Origin of the sequence: Haemophilus sp. HMSC061E01 (genome assembly GCF_001810345.1) — a bacterium.
GTDB lineage: Bacteria > Pseudomonadota > Gammaproteobacteria > Enterobacterales > Pasteurellaceae > Haemophilus_D.
Genome location: NZ_KV800999.1, coordinates 77727 through 96392 on the forward strand (window position 1 = coordinate 77727; position 18666 = coordinate 96392).

Below are 18666 nucleotides of genomic sequence, written 5' to 3' on the forward strand. Positions count from 1 at the left end.
ATCCTTCCCCTCGTGCATTGCCCAAAAACAAATGCTATTATCTTGTTCGACAATTCATTTGTCTTATATCGCAAGTTTTGTGTATAGGAAAATGGTAGACACTTCAAAAATCTCTTCATTTTATACCACACTTGCAAATCATCATTTCATCAGTTTAAGGATTAACTCTCTCATGAAAGAGATTTTGCAACAATTTAAACAAAATTATTTGATTAAATACTGGAATCCTGTCGCGGCAGTCATTGCTGCGGGGATTATTTCAGCTTATTACTTTGGGGTAACCGGCACTTATTGGGCGGTTACGGGGGAATTTACCCGTTGGGGCGGTCATGCTTTGCAATCGCTAGGTGTCGATGTGTCCAACTGGAGCTATTATAAAATTATCGGCATGCAAGGTACGATCTTCACCCGTATTGATGGCGTGATGATTTTAGGTATGTTCGCGGGATGTATTTCTGCTGCGCTTTGGGCAAACAACGTAAAATGGCGTAATCAACCACACAAACGTCGTATTGTTCAAGCCCTCATTGGTGGTGCATTAGCCGGTTTGGGGCACGCTTAGCAATGGGCTGTAACCTTGCCTCTCTCTTCACGGGTATTCCTCAATTTTCGGTTCATGCTTGGTTCTTCACTATTGCCACTGCCATTGGTACTTACGCAGGGGTAAAAGTCACCTTACTTCCAATGTTCCGCGTGAAATTAGAATTGAAAAAAGGCGCGGCAAAATTACAAGAAACGGATCCTAAACAGGCAAATCGTCGTTTTTGGATTGGTATGGCCGTCTTTTTTGCTTACCTAATCGCTTCACTTTATGTGATGACAAGCTCTATCAAACTCGGTTTCGCGATGCTTTGTGGTTTAGCTTTCGGCTTATTAATTGAACGTGCTCAAATCTGCTTTACTTCCGCTTTCCGTGATTTATGGGTAACGGGTCGTGCTTATATGGCAAAAGCCATCATCTTCGGTATTATCGTGGGTACGCTTGGCGTATTCAGCTACATTCAATTAGGCGTACCAGCCAAAATCATGTGGGCGGGTCCAAATGCAATTATCGGTGGTTTATTATTTGGTTTCGGTATTGTGTTAGCTGGCGGGTGTGAAACCGGCTGGATGTACCGTTCAATGGAAGGTCAAGTTCACTTTATGTGGGTAGGCGTGGGTAATGTTGTTGGTTCAACCTATTTAGCCTACGCATGGGACGATCTTGCGCCTGTACTTGCGTTAGATTACGAAAAACTTAACTTATTGAAATCCTTTGGCCCAGTTGGCGGTTTATTAGTGAATTACGGCTTGCTTATTCTCTGCTTAATCGCTGTCGTTTGGTGGGAACGCCACTTCTTGAAAAAAGCCAAAGCAAAAATTGCGGCAGCGAATCCACAAGCTTGTGGTTGCTAATTAAATATTAACGAATTCATTCAAAAAAGAGGACATTATTATGGCATTTACCGTTGTTCAAAAATTAGATAAAGATCCAAAAGACATCACCCCAGATTACACGTTAGATACGCTAGGTGAGCCTTGCCCGTATCCAGCAATCGTGATGCTCGAAACCATGCCACAATTACAAAAAGGCGAAATTTTAGAGCTCTTAAGTGACTGCGCCCAATCTATCAACAACATTCCTGTTGATACTAAAAACCACGGTTACACACTATTAAGCGTAGAACAAGATGGCACCAAATTACGCTATTTGATTCAACGTTAATGTAAAAAAGTGCGGTCAATTTTGACCGCACTTTTTTTATAAAATTTTGGTATGCTATGCTAAATACAAACACATCTTAATAATTAATTTTTAAGCTAAGTGATTTTACTTTTAAACTGATTAGTCAATCTATTAAAAAGCCTTCATTATTAACTATTTTATCTACAAGATACGTCACACTCTCATCATCTTGTCTATCAAACTCATAAATGAAGTTATATAAAAAATTACTTAATGGGTAATTATATTTATATACCAATAGCGATAAATCATTTTGAATCTTGAATAAGCTATAAATAGGACTACTATCTTGGGTATTTCTTACTTCAATTATAAATTTTTGAATCTCTTCCTCATATTCAAATAAAATTCTATCAATCTGAATTCTAGAATTAGAAAAAACATCTAATAATTCAATTAAAACATCATGTTTCATACTCATATCATTTCTTACACTATTATTAAGATTTTTATACTCTGGTCATAACACTAAAAACCGCACTTTAATCTCTCAAAGTGCGGTCAGTTTTACTTCAGTTTTTTGCTTATTTGTTTAATGCAGTAAGAATGTCATCAACACGTTCTTTTGCATCACCAAAGAGCATTTGAGTATTTTCTTTGAAGAATAATGGGTTTTGAACGCCTGCGTAACCTACCGCCATAGAGCGTTTGAATACGATAACGTTTTGAGCTTTCCATACTTCTAACACCGGCATACCTGCGATTGGGCTGTTTGGATCTTCCATTGCAGCAGGGTTTACGGTGTCGTTTGCACCGATAACCAATACCACATCGGTATCTGCGAAATCATCATTGATTTCATCCATTTCAAGCACGATGTCATAAGGTACTTTTGCTTCCGCCAAAAGCACGTTCATATGACCCGGTAAACGACCTGCAACAGGGTGAATACCAAAACGCACGTTAATGCCACGTTCACGCAATTTCGCTGTAATTTCAGCCACTGGATATTGCGCTTGTGCTACCGCCATACCGTATCCTGGTGTGATGATCACAGAGTTTGCATTTTTGAGTAATTCAGCCACTTCTTCTGCCGTTGTCTCACGGTGCTCACCTTGTTCTTCATCAGAAGACACTTGAACATCATTACCAAAACCACCTGCGATAACGCTGATAAATGAGCGGTTCATCGCTTTACACATAATGTAAGAAAGAATCGCACCAGAAGAACCCACTAATGCACCGGTAACGATAAGCAAGTCATTGCTTAACATGAAACCCGCTGCAGCTGCTGCCCAACCAGAATAAGAGTTAAGCATTGAAACCACAACCGGCATATCCGCACCACCGATAGATGCCACTAAATGCCAGCCGAATGCAAGGGCAATCGCGGTCATGAGTAACACTGGGAAGATATTATCTGGGTTGTTCAAGAATGCCACCATCAAGAAAGCAGAAACCACTAATGCCGCTAAATTTAATTTATGGCGATGTGGCAACATTAATGCTTTTGAATTGATTTTGCCGCTTAATTTACCGAATGCGACGATAGAACCCGTGAATGTTACAGCACCGATGAAGATCCCTAAGAATACTTCAACGTTATGGATATTCATTAACACAGGATCAGTTTCGTGTGTTAAGCCGTAGCTGTTAAAGCCTACGAGCACTGCGGCTAAACCCACAAAGCTGTGAAGAATCGCAACAAGTTCAGGCATTTCAGTCATTTCAACTTTTAATGCACGTTGAACACCAATCACGCCACCGATGATCATCGCAATGATGATCCATAATGTGCCTTCTGATTGCGGGCCGAAAATGGTTGCAACAAGGGCAATTGTCATACCGACAATACCATACCAACAACCGGCTTTTGCCGTTTCATGTTTAGAAAGACCGGCTAAGCTCATAATGAAAAGTAATGCAGCGATAATATAGGCTGCTTGTACTAAACCTTCAGACATCGTCTTCTCCTTAACCTTTTCTAAACATCGCCAACATACGTTGGGTTACACGGAAACCACCAAAGATGTTGATGCTTGCCACCAAGATTGCCACAAAGGCTAATACATCAATAAAGAAGTTGCCTGTTGGTTGTCTAATTTGCAGTAATGCACCCACAATGATAATACCTGAAATCGCATTGGTTACCGCCATAAGTGGGGTGTGTAAAGCGTGGCTGACGTTCCAAACCACGTAGTAACCAACTACACAAGCCAATACGAATACGGTGAAGTGAGAAAGGAATGCCGCTGGCGCCACAGATGCAAGCCAGAGGAATAACACACCTACACCCGCCATCACACCGTATTTGATGCGAGGATCTGCTGGTTTTTCTTCCTCTTTTTTAACCGCACTTTGTGCCGCTTTCGCTTCTTGTTTTGGCTGTGCTGACACTTGGATTTGTGCTGGTGGAATTTCTTCCCCATCACGTACCACAGTCACACCGCGTAATACCACATCGTCAAAATCGATATTGATCTTGCCGTCTTTTTCTTTACAAAGTAGTTTTAATAAATTAACTAAGTTTGTACCGTAAAGTTGGGAAGATTGTGTTGGTAAACGACTTGGGAAATCGGTATAACCAATGATTTTCACTTGGTTTTCAGTGGTGACAACTTTACCTGCTTCAGTGTAAGCACAGTTACCGCCTGTTGCAGCCGCTAAGTCCACCACCACAGAACCTGGTTTCATGGAATCAACCATTTCTTTCGTAATTAAGCGAGGGGCTGGTTTACCTGGAATCGCTGCAGTGGTAATAATGATATCCACTTCTTTGGCTTGTTCCGCATAAAGCTCCATCGCGCGACGGTTAAATTCTTCTGACATCACTTTCGCGTAACCATCGCCGCTACCGCCTTCTTCTTTGAAATCAATTTCTAAGAAAGACGCGCCCATACTTTGTACTTGTTCTTTTACTTCTGGACGAGAGTCAAAAGCACGTACAATCGCACCAAGGCTATTAGCTGCACCAATCGCAGCAAGACCAGCTACACCCGCACCAATGACTAACACTTTTGCTGGTGGCACTTTACCTGCTGCAGTAATTTGTCCAGTGAAGAAACTACCAAATTCATGAGCGGCTTCAATCACCGCACGATAACCAGAAATATTCGCCATAGAGCTTAATGCATCAAGCGCTTGCGCACGGGAAATACGAGGCACAGAATCCATCGCTAATACATTAATTTTTTTCGACGTGAGTTTTTTCATTAAATCCGGATTTTGTGCGCGCCAAATGAAGCTCACAAGTGTTGCACCTTCCTTCATTTGATCAATTTCTGCATCCGTTGGTGGATTCACTTTAAAAATTATATCCGAATGCCACACTTCTGAACTTGAGCCAATTTTTGCGCCGGCGTCGATAAATGCTTGGTCTTCAAAACTTGCTTTAAATCCCGCATTGTGTTCTACGATGACGTCAAAGCCCAGTTTTAAGATCTGCTGAACCGTTTTTGGCGTCGCCGCCACACGATTTTCGCTCTCAAGCAGTTCTCTAGGTACACCAATTAACATAAATGTTTCCCTCTGGTTGATGAAATTTCAGACAAACTCACGCCTGTCCCTGTCTCTTAAATGACAAAAAGTCATGCAACGATAAATGTATCACTTATTATGGTTATTTGGGGAATTTTTTTAACTGGTTTTACAAGATATTGTGATAGGGATCATAAAAGAATCGAGAGAAATGTGTAGTGTGTTTAACTTTTAGCCTAACGAAATAATGATTCATCAGAAACTAATTAATCAAAAATAGATGAAAAACTGACCGCACTTAGAAAGAAGATAATAAAAAGCCCGATATGATTTATCGGGCTATATGATTAATTTGTTCCACCAACGGTGATTTCATCAATTTTCAAGGCGGGTTGCCCAACACCGACCGGTACACTTTGGCCATCTTTGCCACAAACACCGATACCAAGATCTAAGTCGGTTTCATCCGCGACCATAGAGACTTTTTGCATCACATCAATACCGCTACCAATCAACGTTGCACCTTTAACGGGTTTGGTGATTTTGCCTTTTTCAATAAGATAAGCTTCAGATGTCGAGAACACAAATTTACCTGAGGTGATATCCACTTGCCCACCACCGAAGTGCGGTGCATAAATACCGCGATCCACAGAAGCGATTAAATCGTCAAATTTGCTTTGGCCCGCCAACATATAGGTATTTGTCATTCGCGGCATTGGCAAATGCGTATAAGATTCACGACGACCATTTCCTGTCGGTTTCACGCCCATTAATCGTGCATTGAGTTTATCTTGCATATAGCCTTGCAAAATCCCATCCTTGATCAAAACGTTACATTGACTTGGCACACCTTCATCATCAATGGTTAAAGAACCTCGGCGATTTTGTAATGTGCCATCATCCACAATTGTACATAACGGCGACGTCACTAACTCACCAATTTTACCCGTAAATAGGGAGCTTTCTTTACGGTTGAAATCCCCTTCTAAACCGTGTCCCACCGCTTCATGAAGCAATACGCCAGGCCAGCCTGCCCCTAAAACCACAGGCATTAATCCTGCTGGTGCCGCAACCGCACTTAAATTCACAAGGGCTTGACGAACCGCTTCTTTTGCAAAATTAACGGCACGAATATCCCCATGTACCACTTCAAAGAACCAATCTAAGCCAAAGCGTCCACCTGAACCACAACTGCCCCGCTCACGTTTACCATCTTCTTCCACGAGAACAGAAATGGATAAGCGCACAAGCGGGCGAATATCTGCAGCAAGAGTGCCATCTGTTGCGACTACTAACACTTCTTCATAAATTGAACTTAATGCTGCAGAGACATGCGTAACACGAGGATCTTCAGCTCGCGCTGTACGATCCACGAGGTGTAATAGCTCGATCTTTTTTTCTTTACTTAAACTTTCCAACGGATTAATCGCCGCATAACGCTGAACCGTATTCACCGCATTAAATGCTTGAGGCGAGATTAAATTGCCTTCTTTAATTTGTGCAATACCTTTTACAGCTTCAGCACATTGTTGTAATGACGCTAAGTTAATTTGATCGGAATACGCAAAGCCTGTTTTCTCGCCAGAAACTGCGCGCACACCAACACCGCGATCAATATGAAAGCCACCTTCTTTAATAATGCTATCTTCTAATACCCAGCTTTCATCTTGGCTTAATTGAAAATAAAGATCCGCATAATCAATATGACGATTCGACATCACATCAAAAATATTAAGCAATGATTGATGAGATAAATTGCTTGGTGCAAGTAAGGTATCTGAAACCTGTTTTAACATTTGTTCTCCGGAATTAATCAAATTCTGTTTTCATCCCTCTTACTAAAGAGGGCTATTTCTTAAAAATTAGTCTAAATTATCTAATCCAAATTGGTACAAAGCATTTTTCTTATAACCATAAAGTTCTGCCACAATCGCCGCAGCCTTTTTTAAAGGGAGCTCTTTGGCAATTAAGGTAAGTGCTTTAATTGCTTGTGGTGAAAATTCTTCGGTATCTTCTGATTTGGGTTTGCCTTCCACGATTAACACCATCTCACCTTTCGTGCGATTCGGATCTTCACTTAACCATTGACGAAGATCTCTTAATTTATCTCCTGCAATAGTTTCCCATGTTTTCGTAATTTCACGTGCAAGTACTACATAGCGTTCACCACCTAATACATCTTGCATATCGGCAAGGGTATCTAAAATGCGGTGTGTTGATTCATAGAAGATTAAAGTGCGGTCTTCTTCCGCAACGTTTTCTAACTTATCCTTACGCGCCTTGGTTTTCGCAGGTAAAAAACCTTCAAAGCAAAAACGGTCAGATGCGATGCCCGATGCACATAATGCCGTAATTGCCGCACAAGCACCGGGTAATGGCACCACTTTAATGCCTGCCTCACGACATTGACGCACTAAATGAAAACCTGGATCGCTAATTAAAGGCGTTCCCGCATCAGAAATTAATGCGATATTGGCGCCTTGTTTTAACTTTTCGACCAACACATGGGCTTTTTCTTGTTCATTGTGATCATGTAAGGCGAAAAAAGGCTTTTTGATACCATAATGACTGAGCAATAAACCACTGTGACGCGTGTCTTCCGCGGCAATTAAATCTACTTGTGAAAAGGTCTCTAAAGCACGTTGTGTAATATCTTGTAAATTCCCGATTGGCGTGGCGACAATATATAAAATTCCGGTTAAATCATTCATTTTTGTTTGCTTTTACATTGTGAGATAAGTAAGATCGCCCATTATTGATTTATTCATTATGGAGCGAATATGTCTATTCTATTACAAGGCGGTCGTTTTAAAAAACGTTTAATGCCGATTTTATTGTCTGTTGCGTTAGCAGGTTGTTCCAACTTATTTGGCAGCAGCTTTACCCAAACATTACAACGTGATGCCAATGCAAGTTCTGAATTTTATATGAACAAATTAGGGCAAACACAGGATAAAGAAGATCAACAAACATACAAACTCTTAGCCGCTCGTGTATTAATTTCTGAAAATAAAGTACCCCAAGCGGAAGAGCTATTAACGGAGTTAGTTGACTTAAACGAAGCACAACAATTAGATCGCACGTTAATTGAAGCGCGCATCGCCGCAGCAAAAGGCAATAATGATGTTGCTGAAGGTAAATTGCGTGCACTCGATCTGACTAAATTAAGTCCATCACAAAAATCTCGTTATTACGAAACCTTTGCTCAAACAGCTGAAAATCGTAAAGACGTGATTGAAGCGGTGAAAGCGCGTATCAAAATGGATGAAAACTTAACAGACATGCAACGTCGTAAAGATAATGTTGATAAAACGTGGTCGTTACTCCGTTCTGCAAATACTGCTGTTATCAATAATGCCTCAGATGAAGGTAGCGTGGCATTAGGCGGTTGGCTCACCTTGATTAAAGCTTATAACGACAACATCCGTCAGCCAGTACAATTAAGCCAAGCGTTACAAAGTTGGAAATCCGCTTATCCAAACCACGTTGCGGCAACCTTTTTCCCTAAAGAGCTAGAAAGCTTGTTGAATTTCCAACAAACGAATTTAGCTCAAATTGGTTTAGTCTTACCTTTAAGCGGCGATGGCCAAATTTTAGGTACAACTATCCAATCAGGTTTCAATGATGCAAAAGGTGACTCAACCATTCCAGTACAAGTATTTGACTCCTCTACGACACCAATTAACGAAATTATCGCACAAGCAAAAGCATCAGGTATTAAAGCATTAGTGGGTCCATTACTTAAACAAAACGTCGATGCCATCATTGCGAATCCTAGCGCAGTACAAGGCATGGATGTGCTCACATTAAATGCGACAGCAAATACTCAAGCAATTAACCAAGTCTGTTATTACGGTTTATCTCCAGAAGATGAAGCAGAGTCTGCGGCGAACAAAATGTGGAAAGATGGTATTCGCAATCCAATCGTTGCAATGCCGCAAAATGATTTAGGGCAACGTGTTGGTAATGCTTTCAACGTACGTTGGCAACGTTTAGCAGGTACAGATGCGAATATTCGCTACTACAACTTACCGGCTGATATTACCTACTTCTTCCAAGGTGCACCGCAAGATACAAGTGCACTTTATGTCATCTCTTCACCAGATGAATTGGCTGAAATTAAAGGTTATTTAGATACCAGCAATCCGAATGTCCGTATCTATGCAAGCTCTCGTTCTAATGCGGCAAGTAATACACCAGAATACTATGCGAAAATGAATGGCGTTCAATTTAGTGATATTCCATTCTTTAAACAAAGCGATTCTTCACAATATCAAAAAGTGGCTGGCTCAACCGGTGGTGAATTCCAATTAATGCGTTTATATGCAATGGGTTCTGATGCATGGTTGCTCATCAATCACTTTAATGAATTACGCCAAGTACCAGGTTATACCTTAAGCGGTTTAACCGGTCAGCTTAGCGCGGATTCAAACTGTGATGTGGATCGCGATATGACATGGTATCAAGTACAAGATGGTAACGTGGTAGCGGTTGCGAACTAATCCATGTTTTCATTAAAACGTCAACAAGGGGCGGGCTTTGAACATCAAGCCCGCCTTTTCTTAGAGGCTAAGGGGCTTAAATTCATCGCGGCGAATCAACATTTCAAATGCGGTGAATTAGATCTCATTATGCAAGACGGACAAACTATTGTATTTGTTGAAGTTCGTCAACGATCCAGCTCAGCATTTGGATCTGCTGTTGAAAGTGTGGATTGGCAAAAGCAACAAAAATGGCTAAATGCCGCAAATTTATGGCTTGCCAAACGTAACCTAAGCCTTGAAGATGCGGATTGTCGTTTTGATCTTATCGCCTTTGGAAAAACCGCCAGTGATATCCAATGGATTCCTAATTTTCTCGATTAACCTTTTCCGATTATGTTACAAAAAGTTAAAGATATTTATAGCGAAAGTATTCAGATTCAAATCTCTGCTTCGAGTCTATTATCAGAAAACATTGCCACCGCCACACAAATGGTGATGCAATGTTTATTAAGTGGTCATAAAGTGATTGCCTGTGGTGTCGCTCGTTCTTACGCGAATGCGCAATTCTTAGTGTCAAATTTGCTTAATCGTTATGATTTTGAGCGCCCTAGCCTGCCATCCGTACATCTTAGCCTTGAAAGTGCGGTCGGTTCTTCACTGGTTTTTGATCAACCTATCGATCAGCTTTATCAACATCAATTTAACGCTATCGCTAAACCTGGCGATTTATTAATTGCCTTTGCGCCGCTTGGTACAGAAAAAGCGGTGCTGAATACGATTGCGAATGCCGTCAATAAAGAAATTCAGGTCATAGCCTTAACCGGTGCAAACAATGATGCGATTCAAGGTGTGTTAGCTGAAGCGGATTTAGAAATCTCTATTCCGGCGACGAAAGAAGCGCGCATTTTGGAAAATCATTTATTCGTCATTAATGCACTGTGTGAGCTTGTTGATAGCACGCTTTTCCCAAGAGCTTGACATTAAAGGCTTTTCCAACCAAACTATTTCTAAAATTAATTGACTAATTAATTAACTCACTCATTTATAAAAAGGAGATTAATGATGAAATTAACCCCATTTAAAAAACTCGCCTTCGTACTTGGTGCATCTATTATGTTACAAGGCTGTGTGGCTGCTGTACTTGGTGGCGCGGCTGCAGGTGCTAAAGTTGCAACAGATCCTCGCACAATGGGTACGCAAGTCGATGATGAAACCCTAGAAGTAAAAGTTGAAAATGCATTAGATAAAGATGCACAAATTAAATCAGAAGGTCGTGTACATGCCGTTTCTTATAGTGGCCGTGTATTATTAATTGGTCAAGTGCCAAGTGAAGGCGTGAAAGAAACCGCAACCAGTCTTGCAAAAGGCGTGGAGGGTGTGAATGACGTCTATAATGAATTACGTGTGGGCAATAAAATTAACTTTGGTCAAATTACCAAAGACAGTTGGATTACCACACAAATTAAATCGAAACTCTTCGTTGGCGATAATGTAAAAGCAACAGATGTGAAAGTGATCACCGAAAATGGTGAAGTATTCTTACTCGGAAACGTCACTCAATCACAAGGTGACTCAGCAGCAGAAATTGCAAGTAAAGTTACCGGTGTTCAAAAAGTCGTCAAAGTATTTAAATACTTGAATTAATTAAATTTTTAAGCTTTAAAGTGCGGTCAAAAATCATCTCGTTTTTGACCGCACTTTTTTCTTTACAAAGATTTACAAAAAAGATCCTGCCTAAAAAAACATCACTTGAAAGATAAGTCATTTATTTTAAATGACTTATCTTTTGTCAATAATATAAGTAAAAAATTTACTGCTTGAATTCAATTTTAAAACACTCTATCTTGTGCACCGTCATTTTCCACAACACTATATCTTGTGTTTTATTAAATTCATTTCTCTAGTAGGTTTATCTCCCATGAACAAAGGATTAATGGTTACAAAGCGCGATGGTACGCTTGAACAAATCAATTTAGACAAAATTCACCGTGTGATTACTTGGGCGGCTGAAGGCTTGGAAAACGTCTCTGTTTCTCAAGTTGAATTGCGTTCTCATATTCAATTTTATGAAGGCATTCGCACGTCTGATATTCACGAAACGATTATTAAAGCAGCAGCAGACCTAATCAGCAAAGATACCCCTGATTATCAATATCTTGCTGCACGCCTTGCCGTTTTCCATTTACGTAAAAAAGCGTATGGCCATTTTGATCCACCTCGTTTATACGATCATGTAAAAAAATTAGTGCGTATGGGCAAATACGATCCTGCACTTTTAGCCGACTATACTCGTGAAGAATGGGATGAAATGGATGGGTTTATTGATCACTGGCGTGATATGACCTTTTCTTATGCCGCAGTAAAACAATTAGAAGGGAAATACTTAGTTCAAAACCGTGTAACCGGTGAGATTTATGAATCTGCACAATTCCTTTATTTATTAGTTGCAGCGAGCTTATTCTCAAAATATCCACAAGAAACCCGTTTGGATTACATTCGTCGTTTCTACGATGCAACCTCAACCTTTAAGATTTCTTTACCAACGCCTATTATGGCGGGGGTTCGTACACCTACGCGTCAATTCAGCTCTTGCGTATTGATTGAATGTGGTGACAGCTTAGACTCTATCAATGCTACCTCTGCAGCAATCGTGAAATACGTTTCACAACGTGCAGGTATCGGGGTGAATGCAGGTGCAATTCGTGCGTTAGGTAGCCCGATTCGTGGTGGTGAAGCATTCCACACTGGCTGTATTCCATTCTATAAACACTTCCAAAGTGCCGTCAAATCTTGTTCTCAAGGTGGCGTACGTGGTGGTGCAGCGACAGTTTACTACCCGATTTGGCACTTAGAAGTTGAAAGCTTATTAGTATTGAAAAATAACCGTGGTGTGGAAGATAACCGTGTTCGTCACATGGACTACGGCGTACAGTTAAATAAATTAATGTATCAACGCTTAATTAAAGGCGCAGACATTACTTTATTCAGCCCTTCAGATGTACCTGGACTTTATGAAGCGTTCTTTGCTGATCAAGATAAATTTGAAGAGCTTTACGTGAAATACGAACAGGATCCAAATATCCGCAAACGTTCTGTAAAAGCCGTTGAGTTATTCTCTTTATTGATGCAAGAACGTGCATCAACCGGTCGTATTTATATCCAAAACGTGGATCACTGTAATACTCACTCACCGTTTGATCCGCTTGTTGCACCGGTACGTCAATCTAACTTATGTTTAGAAATTGCATTGCCAACTAAACCATTACAACATTTCCATGATGAAAATGGTGAAATTGCGCTTTGTACACTTTCAGCGTTTAACTTGGGTAAATTAGAGAATTTAGATGAGTTAGAGAACCTAGCCGATCTTGCAGTACGTGCATTAGATGCATTACTTGATTACCAAGACTACCCTGTTCCTGCGGCGAAACGTTCTTCATTAGGCCGTCGTTCACTTGGTATCGGTGTGATTAACTATGCGTATTATTTAGCGAAAAATGGTGTACGTTATTCTGATGGTTCAGCGAACGATTTAACTCACCGTACGTTTGAAGCGATTCAATACTATCTATTAAAAGCTTCTATGAACTTAGCAAAAGAATTAGGTGCATGCGAATACTTCAATGAAACCAATTATGCGAAAGGTATTTTACCAATCGATACTTATAAGAACGATATCGATAGCTTAACGCAAGAACCATTGCATTATGATTGGGAAACGCTACGTCACGAAATCAAAGAGTTTGGTTTACGTAACTCGACCTTAACCGCATTAATGCCATCAGAAACCTCTTCACAGATTTCTAACGCAACAAATGGTATCGAACCACCACGTGGTCATGTAAGTATTAAAGCGTCAAAAGATGGTATCTTAAAACAAGTCGTACCAGATTATGAAAACTTAAGCGACAACTACGAATTACTTTGGGATATTCCAAGCAATGATGGTTACTTACACTTAGTAGGCATTATGCAAAAATTCGTGGATCAAGCAATCTCTGCAAATACCAACTACGATCCGAAACGTTTTGAAGATGGTAAAGTGCCAATGAAAGTGTTGTTAAAAGATCTTTTAACCGCTTACAAATACGGCTTAAAAACCCTCTACTATCAAAACACTCGTGATGGTGCTGAAGACAGCCAAGAAGATTTAGATGATGGCTGTGCAGGCGGTGCTTGTAAGATTTAATTAATTTTGTGATCCTACTATTACTGTAGGATATGTAAATTAATTAGATCTACTACCTCCAGTAATATGTGGGATAGTTTATTCATCCTTAATCAAAAGGAAAAACTATTATGATGAATAATAATCATCAGAAACCACATTGTGAAAATAACACTTATGTTATTAATAAGTACTATATCCGGGGGAATTCTGTCGTAATAAATAGTGCAGAAAAAGGTAGGGTTATAGAAAAACAAGGTATTTTAAAACACCGTATACTCGCCTTAGTTATTACTATAGCTTCTTCTGTGATTAAGTATTTTTTATAGGATAAACAAAAATGGCATACACCACTTTCTCACAAACTAAAAACGACCAGTTAAAAGAGCCTATGTTCTTTGGTCAAAACGTTAACGTTGCGCGTTACGATCAACAAAAATATGAGACGTTTGAAAAGCTCATTGAAAAACAACTTTCTTTCTTCTGGCGTCCAGAAGAAGTGGATGTGTCTCAAGACCGTATCGACTATGCCGCGTTACCTGAGCATGAAAAACACATTTTCATCAGTAACTTAAAATATCAAACCTTATTAGATTCTATTCAAGGCCGTAGCCCGAACGTGGCATTATTACCGTTAGTGTCGATTCCTGAATTAGAAACTTGGATTGAAACTTGGACATTCTCTGAAACCATCCACTCTCGTTCTTACACACACATCATTCGTAACATTGTGAACGATCCCTCTATCGTGTTTGATGACATCGTGACGAACGAAGAAATCATCAAACGTGCACGTGACATTTCTTCTTATTACGATGATTTAATCCGTGATAGCCAACTTTACAGCCTGTACGGTGAAGGTACTTACACGGTAGATGGTAAAGAATGTGTGGTGACATTACGCAACTTGAAAAAACAACTTTACCTTTGCTTGATGAGTGTGAACGCACTTGAAGCGATTCGTTTCTACGTATCCTTTGCTTGTTCCTTTGCCTTTGCTGAGCGTCAATTAATGGAAGGTAATGCGAAAATCATTAAATTTATCGCACGTGATGAAGCATTACACTTAACCGGTACGCAACATATTTTAAATATTATGGCTGCAGGTCAAGACGATCCTGAAATGGCTGAAATTGCAGAAGAATGTAAACAAGAAGCCTATGATTTATTCTTAGCAGCAGCGGAACAAGAAAAAGAATGGGCAGATTACTTATTCAAAGACGGTTCAATGATTGGTTTGAACAAAGACATTTTGGTGCAATACGTGGAATATATAACCAATATCCGTATGCAAGCGGTCGGTCTTCCATTGCCATTTGGTGCGCGTTCTAACCCAATCCCATGGATTAACGCATGGCTTGTTTCTGACAACGTACAAGTAGCGCCACAAGAAGTCGAAGTGAGTTCTTATCTTGTTGGTCAAATTGACTCTAAAGTAGATACCAATGATTTCGGCGATTTCGATCTTTAATTAATCATTCTACGTAAAGAGCGGTCAGTATTTTCAGCGTTTAAAACCTTTGAAAAATTGACCGCTCTTTTTGTTTGTATGAATATCAAGACATGATGATAAACGCATTGATTAAAAAAATAGCACAATTTTGCTTTCCTGCATTTATCACCAACACTTTCCCTATAAAACAGATGACTTCATTAAAAAAGGCTTAACAAAAAACAATGCTATGGGTAGAATAGAAGAAACCTGTTTATTTTCAATAAATCACATTCTAATTACAAACTAGCGAGGTAAAGGATATGTCAGAACAAGAAGTGAAAGAATTAGATCTCAATGGCGAAATGCTCGTTCGCCGTGAAAAATTAGCCGCATTACGTAAAAAAGGTAATGCGTTCCCGAATCAATTCCGTCGTGACGCCCTTGCTCAAGATTTACATGATAAGTACGAAGCCGAAGATGGTGAAGTATTAAAAGAAAAAGCCATTGAAGTTGCCGTTGCAGGTCGTATTATGACCCGTCGCGCAATGGGTAAAGCCACCTTTATTACCTTGCAAGATATGAGTGGCAAAATTCAATTATATGTTGCTCGTGATAATCTTCCTGAAGGCGTTTATGCAGAAGATGTAGGTAGCTGGGATTTAGGCGATATTATTGGGGTGAAAGGCACACTTTTCAAAACCAAAACCAATGAATTAACCATTAAAACAACGGAAGTACAACTTTTAACCAAAGCACTTCGTCCATTACCAAACAAATTCCATGGTTTAACTGACATGGAAGCACGTTATCGTCAACGTTACTTAGATTTAATTTCTAATGAAGAATCTCGCCGCACATTTATTATTCGTTCAAAAGTGATTGCGGGTATTCGTGAATTCTTTATTTCTAAAGGTTTCATGGAAGTTGAAACCCCAATGCTACAAGTGATTCCAGGCGGTGCATCTGCTCGCCCATTTATCACTCACCACAATGCATTAGACGTTGATATGTATCTTCGTATTGCGCCAGAACTTTACTTAAAACGTTTAGTAGTTGGTGGTTTTGAACGTGTATTTGAATTAAACCGTAACTTCCGTAATGAAGGGGTTTCTGTTCGTCATAACCCTGAATTCACTATGCTTGAATACTACCAAGCTTATGCGGATTATCACGATTTAATGGATAACACCGAAGAATTATTGCGCAAACTCGCGATTGATATTCTTGGTACCACCATTGTTAAATACGGTGATTTAGAATTTGACTTCGGCAAACCATTTGAGCGTATTACATTGCATGATGCAACTATTAAATATGGTGCTGATAAAGGTATCGTAAAAGAAGATCTTTATGATTTCGATCGTGCAAAAGCAACAGCTGAACGCTTAGGTATCGAAGTACAAAAATCTTGGGGCTTAGGCTCTATCGTAAATGCGATCTTTGAAGAAGTGGCTGAACATCACTTAATTCAACCAACTTTCTTAATGGCACATCCAGCAGAGATTTCACCACTTGCACGTCGTAATGATGAAAATCCTGAAGTAACAGACCGTTTTGAATTATTCATCGGTGGACGTGAAATTGGTAACGGCTTCTCAGAATTAAACGATGCCGAAGACCAAAATGAACGTTTTGATGCACAAGTGGCTGCAAAAGAAGCGGGTGATGATGAAGCGATGTTTAAAGATGATGACTTCGTTGTTGCACTTGAACACGGTTTACCACCAACAGCAGGTGAAGGTTTAGGTATCGACCGCTTAGCAATGCTTTACGCTAACGCCCCATCTATCCGTGATGTGATCCTATTCCCGGCAATGCGTCAAAAATAATTAAGTTGAAATAACATAAAAGGAAGTCTACGGACTTCCTTTTTTATTGTTTAAAAGTGCGGTCATTTTTAACCGCGCTTTCATGAAAAAAAAGAGATAACCATCTTCATGATTATCTCTTTTACATTCCAATTTGAAATTATTTACCCCAAACTTCTTCCACGATACTACGGATAAAGTCGAGTTTCTTCCATTGTTGTTCTTCAGTCAGGATATTCCCCTCTTCCGTTGAAGCAAAACCACACTGTGGGCTTAAGCAAAGTTGATTGATATCCACATATTGTGCTGCTTCTTTAATGCGGGCAATAATTTCATCACGGTTTTCTAACTCACCCGATTTAGAGGTGATTAATCCTAACACTACTTGTTGATTTTTAATAAAGCGTAAAGGCTTGAAATCTCCTGCACGATCACTGTCGTACTCCAAGAAGAAACCGTCCACATTACAGTGGCCAAATAAGGTTTCTGCGATAGGCTCATAACCACCAGCGGAGAACCAAGTTGAACGGAAATTACCACGACAAATATGCATTGTAATCGCTAAATCAGCCGGTTTTACTGCCACAATTTTATTTAACATATATACATAATCTTTGGCAATTTGATCTAAATCTAAACCACGTTCAGTATAGGTTTTACGCTTATCTTCCGCACAGAATTCGCCCCAACTTGTATCATCCAACTGTAAGTTACGGCAGCCTAATTTATAGAAGATATTCATTGCATTAATATAAGCATCAGCAATATCATCTAATAACAATTGATTGTTATCTTTATAACGTTCAATCGGCTGATAATCTGTGGCACGTACGGTACAAATTAAATGAAGCATAGACGGAGAAGGAATTGTTAATTTAACTTCAGTCTCCCCTGCCATTTTTTGTAATGAGCGATAATGTTCAACAAACGGATGGCTCTCTGAAAAACCAATTTTATCCACAATTTTTAATGTTTTTGGACGTACATTATCATGTTTAAATTGTACTGAAAATTTTTCGGCATCCACTTCTTTCACGCCATCTAATGCGGCTAAGAAATCTAAATGCCAAAAAGTACGACGAAATTCACCATCAGTCACCGCATGTAATCCGACATTTTTTTGATGCTCTACCAATTTTGCAATTTCTGCATCTTCAACTTGCGTTAAATCAGCACAAGAAATATCACCACAACTGCATTGATGACGAGCTTGTTTTAAAGTCTCTGGACGTAAAAAACTACCAACAATATCAAAACGATATGGCGCAGAAGTACGAATAGTGGCATTGGGAAAAAGTTTACTCATTTTGCTTTCCTATATTTAATTAATTTTAAGATAGACTGAGTGTAACAAAATTAACGTCTTCATTAAAGATTTAGACGTCTAGATGGATGTGAATTTTATTGTGATTTTATATGAATGGAATTGATATAAAATTTAAAAGAAAAAGTGCAGTCATTTTTAACCGCACTTTAAGTCTATAAACTATTACAATACTTTCAATGCCTTATGGTATTATTTCGGTTGTTCTAATAAAATCCTTGCGGCTTCACGCAGTTTATCCACTTCAAATTTAAGCCAATAGAATGATGTCCCGATATTAAGTACATCATTTCTCATCTGTCTT

Annotated in this window: 15 protein-coding genes and 1 pseudogene; 10 read left to right on the forward strand and 6 right to left on the reverse strand. The window is 39.5% G+C overall.

Going from position 1 to position 18666, the window contains the following annotated elements; all coding sequences use genetic code 11:
* The first annotated feature begins 172 nt into the window (after positions 1 to 172).
* Positions 173 to 1395: pseudogene (gene yedE, locus HMPREF2732_RS02490) on the forward strand (selenium metabolism membrane protein YedE/FdhT).
* A 40-nt stretch (positions 1396 to 1435) separates the two neighbouring features.
* Positions 1436 to 1705: a sulfurtransferase-like selenium metabolism protein YedF gene (gene yedF / locus HMPREF2732_RS02495; RefSeq protein ID WP_005696304.1), complete on the forward strand. Its 270-nt coding sequence runs from the start codon at positions 1436 to 1438 to the stop codon at positions 1703 to 1705.
* A 124-nt stretch (positions 1706 to 1829) separates the two neighbouring features.
* Here yedF and HMPREF2732_RS02500 read toward each other — a convergent pair whose 3' ends face one another.
* The 5 genes from HMPREF2732_RS02500 to rsmI all read right to left on the reverse strand — a co-directional run bounded on the left by HMPREF2732_RS02500 (position 1830) and on the right by rsmI (position 7854).
* Positions 1830 to 2141, reverse strand: coding sequence for a hypothetical protein (locus tag HMPREF2732_RS02500; protein WP_148129031.1), 312 nt, complete (start codon positions 2139 to 2141; stop codon positions 1830 to 1832).
* Positions 2142 to 2250: 109 nt separating this feature from the next.
* The gene (gene pntB / locus HMPREF2732_RS02505) at positions 2251 to 3630 is read right to left on the reverse strand and encodes a Re/Si-specific NAD(P)(+) transhydrogenase subunit beta (RefSeq protein WP_049373374.1); all 1380 of its coding nucleotides are present in this window, start codon (positions 3628 to 3630) and stop codon (positions 2251 to 2253) included.
* Positions 3631 to 3640: 10 nt separating this feature from the next.
* Positions 3641 to 5182, reverse strand: coding sequence for a Re/Si-specific NAD(P)(+) transhydrogenase subunit alpha (pntA, locus tag HMPREF2732_RS02510; RefSeq protein WP_049373373.1), 1542 nt, complete (start codon positions 5180 to 5182; stop codon positions 3641 to 3643).
* Between the two features lie 308 nt (positions 5183 to 5490).
* Positions 5491 to 6939: a metalloprotease TldD gene (gene tldD, locus HMPREF2732_RS02515; RefSeq protein ID WP_070590833.1), complete on the reverse strand. Its 1449-nt coding sequence runs from the start codon at positions 6937 to 6939 to the stop codon at positions 5491 to 5493.
* Positions 6940 to 7005: 66 nt separating this feature from the next.
* Positions 7006 to 7854, reverse strand: a complete 849-nt coding sequence (gene rsmI, locus HMPREF2732_RS02520) for a 16S rRNA (cytidine(1402)-2'-O)-methyltransferase (protein ID WP_070590835.1) — start codon at positions 7852 to 7854, stop codon at positions 7006 to 7008.
* A gap of 69 nt (positions 7855 to 7923) precedes the next feature.
* Here rsmI and HMPREF2732_RS02525 point away from each other — a divergent pair, with 69 nt between their 5' ends.
* The 8 genes from HMPREF2732_RS02525 to lysS all read left to right on the forward strand — a co-directional run bounded on the left by HMPREF2732_RS02525 (position 7924) and on the right by lysS (position 17059).
* Complete coding sequence (locus HMPREF2732_RS02525; protein WP_070590836.1) at positions 7924 to 9645, forward strand: penicillin-binding protein activator; 1722 nt, start codon at positions 7924 to 7926, stop codon at positions 9643 to 9645.
* Positions 9646 to 9648: 3 nt separating this feature from the next.
* Complete coding sequence (locus HMPREF2732_RS02530; RefSeq protein ID WP_049365807.1) at positions 9649 to 10008, forward strand: YraN family protein; 360 nt, start codon at positions 9649 to 9651, stop codon at positions 10006 to 10008.
* A 12-nt stretch (positions 10009 to 10020) separates the two neighbouring features.
* Positions 10021 to 10605, forward strand: coding sequence for a D-sedoheptulose-7-phosphate isomerase (locus HMPREF2732_RS02535; RefSeq protein ID WP_049365806.1), 585 nt, complete (start codon positions 10021 to 10023; stop codon positions 10603 to 10605).
* A gap of 84 nt (positions 10606 to 10689) precedes the next feature.
* Positions 10690 to 11271: a division/outer membrane stress-associated lipid-binding lipoprotein gene (dolP, locus tag HMPREF2732_RS02540; protein ID WP_070590838.1), complete on the forward strand. Its 582-nt coding sequence runs from the start codon at positions 10690 to 10692 to the stop codon at positions 11269 to 11271.
* 274 nt (positions 11272 to 11545) lie between these two features.
* Positions 11546 to 13816: a class 1a ribonucleoside-diphosphate reductase subunit alpha gene (nrdA, locus tag HMPREF2732_RS02545; RefSeq protein WP_070590842.1), complete on the forward strand. Its 2271-nt coding sequence runs from the start codon at positions 11546 to 11548 to the stop codon at positions 13814 to 13816.
* A 110-nt stretch (positions 13817 to 13926) separates the two neighbouring features.
* Positions 13927 to 14124 (forward strand): hypothetical protein, encoded by a 198-nt coding sequence (locus tag HMPREF2732_RS02550; protein ID WP_070590844.1) that lies wholly within the window; start codon positions 13927 to 13929, stop codon positions 14122 to 14124.
* 11 nt (positions 14125 to 14135) lie between these two features.
* Positions 14136 to 15266, forward strand: a complete 1131-nt coding sequence (nrdB, locus tag HMPREF2732_RS02555) for a class Ia ribonucleoside-diphosphate reductase subunit beta (RefSeq protein WP_014065539.1) — start codon at positions 14136 to 14138, stop codon at positions 15264 to 15266.
* A gap of 284 nt (positions 15267 to 15550) precedes the next feature.
* Entirely contained in the window at positions 15551 to 17059 is a 1509-nt protein-coding gene (lysS, locus tag HMPREF2732_RS02560; RefSeq protein WP_070590846.1) for a lysine--tRNA ligase, read from the forward strand.
* Positions 17060 to 17198: 139 nt separating this feature from the next.
* Here the strand turns inward: lysS and HMPREF2732_RS02565 are convergent, their stop codons facing one another.
* Positions 17199 to 18344 carry a 5-methyltetrahydropteroyltriglutamate--homocysteine S-methyltransferase gene (locus tag HMPREF2732_RS02565; RefSeq protein WP_070590849.1) on the reverse strand — a complete coding sequence of 382 codons (1146 nt, stop codon included), beginning with the start codon at positions 18342 to 18344 and terminating at the stop codon, positions 17199 to 17201.
* Positions 18345 to 18666 lie beyond the last annotated feature (322 nt).

Excerpts from the sequence above, each read along its gene's own strand:
- HMPREF2732_RS02525 (WP_070590836.1), top strand. The coding sequence starts at position 7,924 with ATGTCTATTCTATTACAAGGCGGTCGTTTTAAAAAACGTTTAATGCCG.
- lysS (WP_070590846.1), top strand. The coding sequence starts at position 15,551 with ATGTCAGAACAAGAAGTGAAAGAATTAGATCTCAATGGCGAAATGCTC.
- nrdA (WP_070590842.1), top strand. The coding sequence starts at position 11,546 with ATGAACAAAGGATTAATGGTTACAAAGCGCGATGGTACGCTTGAACAA.
- yedF (WP_005696304.1), top strand. The coding sequence starts at position 1,436 with ATGGCATTTACCGTTGTTCAAAAATTAGATAAAGATCCAAAAGACATC.
- dolP (WP_070590838.1), top strand. The coding sequence starts at position 10,690 with ATGAAATTAACCCCATTTAAAAAACTCGCCTTCGTACTTGGTGCATCT.
- HMPREF2732_RS02500 (WP_148129031.1), bottom strand. The coding sequence starts at position 2,141 with ATGAAACATGATGTTTTAATTGAATTATTAGATGTTTTTTCTAATTCT.
- pntB (WP_049373374.1), bottom strand. The coding sequence starts at position 3,630 with ATGTCTGAAGGTTTAGTACAAGCAGCCTATATTATCGCTGCATTACTT.
- HMPREF2732_RS02550 (WP_070590844.1), top strand. The coding sequence starts at position 13,927 with ATGATGAATAATAATCATCAGAAACCACATTGTGAAAATAACACTTAT.
- nrdB (WP_014065539.1), top strand. The coding sequence starts at position 14,136 with ATGGCATACACCACTTTCTCACAAACTAAAAACGACCAGTTAAAAGAG.
- tldD (WP_070590833.1), bottom strand. The coding sequence starts at position 6,939 with ATGTTAAAACAGGTTTCAGATACCTTACTTGCACCAAGCAATTTATCT.
- HMPREF2732_RS02535 (WP_049365806.1), top strand. The coding sequence starts at position 10,021 with ATGTTACAAAAAGTTAAAGATATTTATAGCGAAAGTATTCAGATTCAA.
- pntA (WP_049373373.1), bottom strand. The coding sequence starts at position 5,182 with ATGTTAATTGGTGTACCTAGAGAACTGCTTGAGAGCGAAAATCGTGTG.
- HMPREF2732_RS02530 (WP_049365807.1), top strand. The coding sequence starts at position 9,649 with ATGTTTTCATTAAAACGTCAACAAGGGGCGGGCTTTGAACATCAAGCC.
- HMPREF2732_RS02565 (WP_070590849.1), bottom strand. The coding sequence starts at position 18,344 with ATGAGTAAACTTTTTCCCAATGCCACTATTCGTACTTCTGCGCCATAT.
- rsmI (WP_070590835.1), bottom strand. The coding sequence starts at position 7,854 with ATGAATGATTTAACCGGAATTTTATATATTGTCGCCACGCCAATCGGG.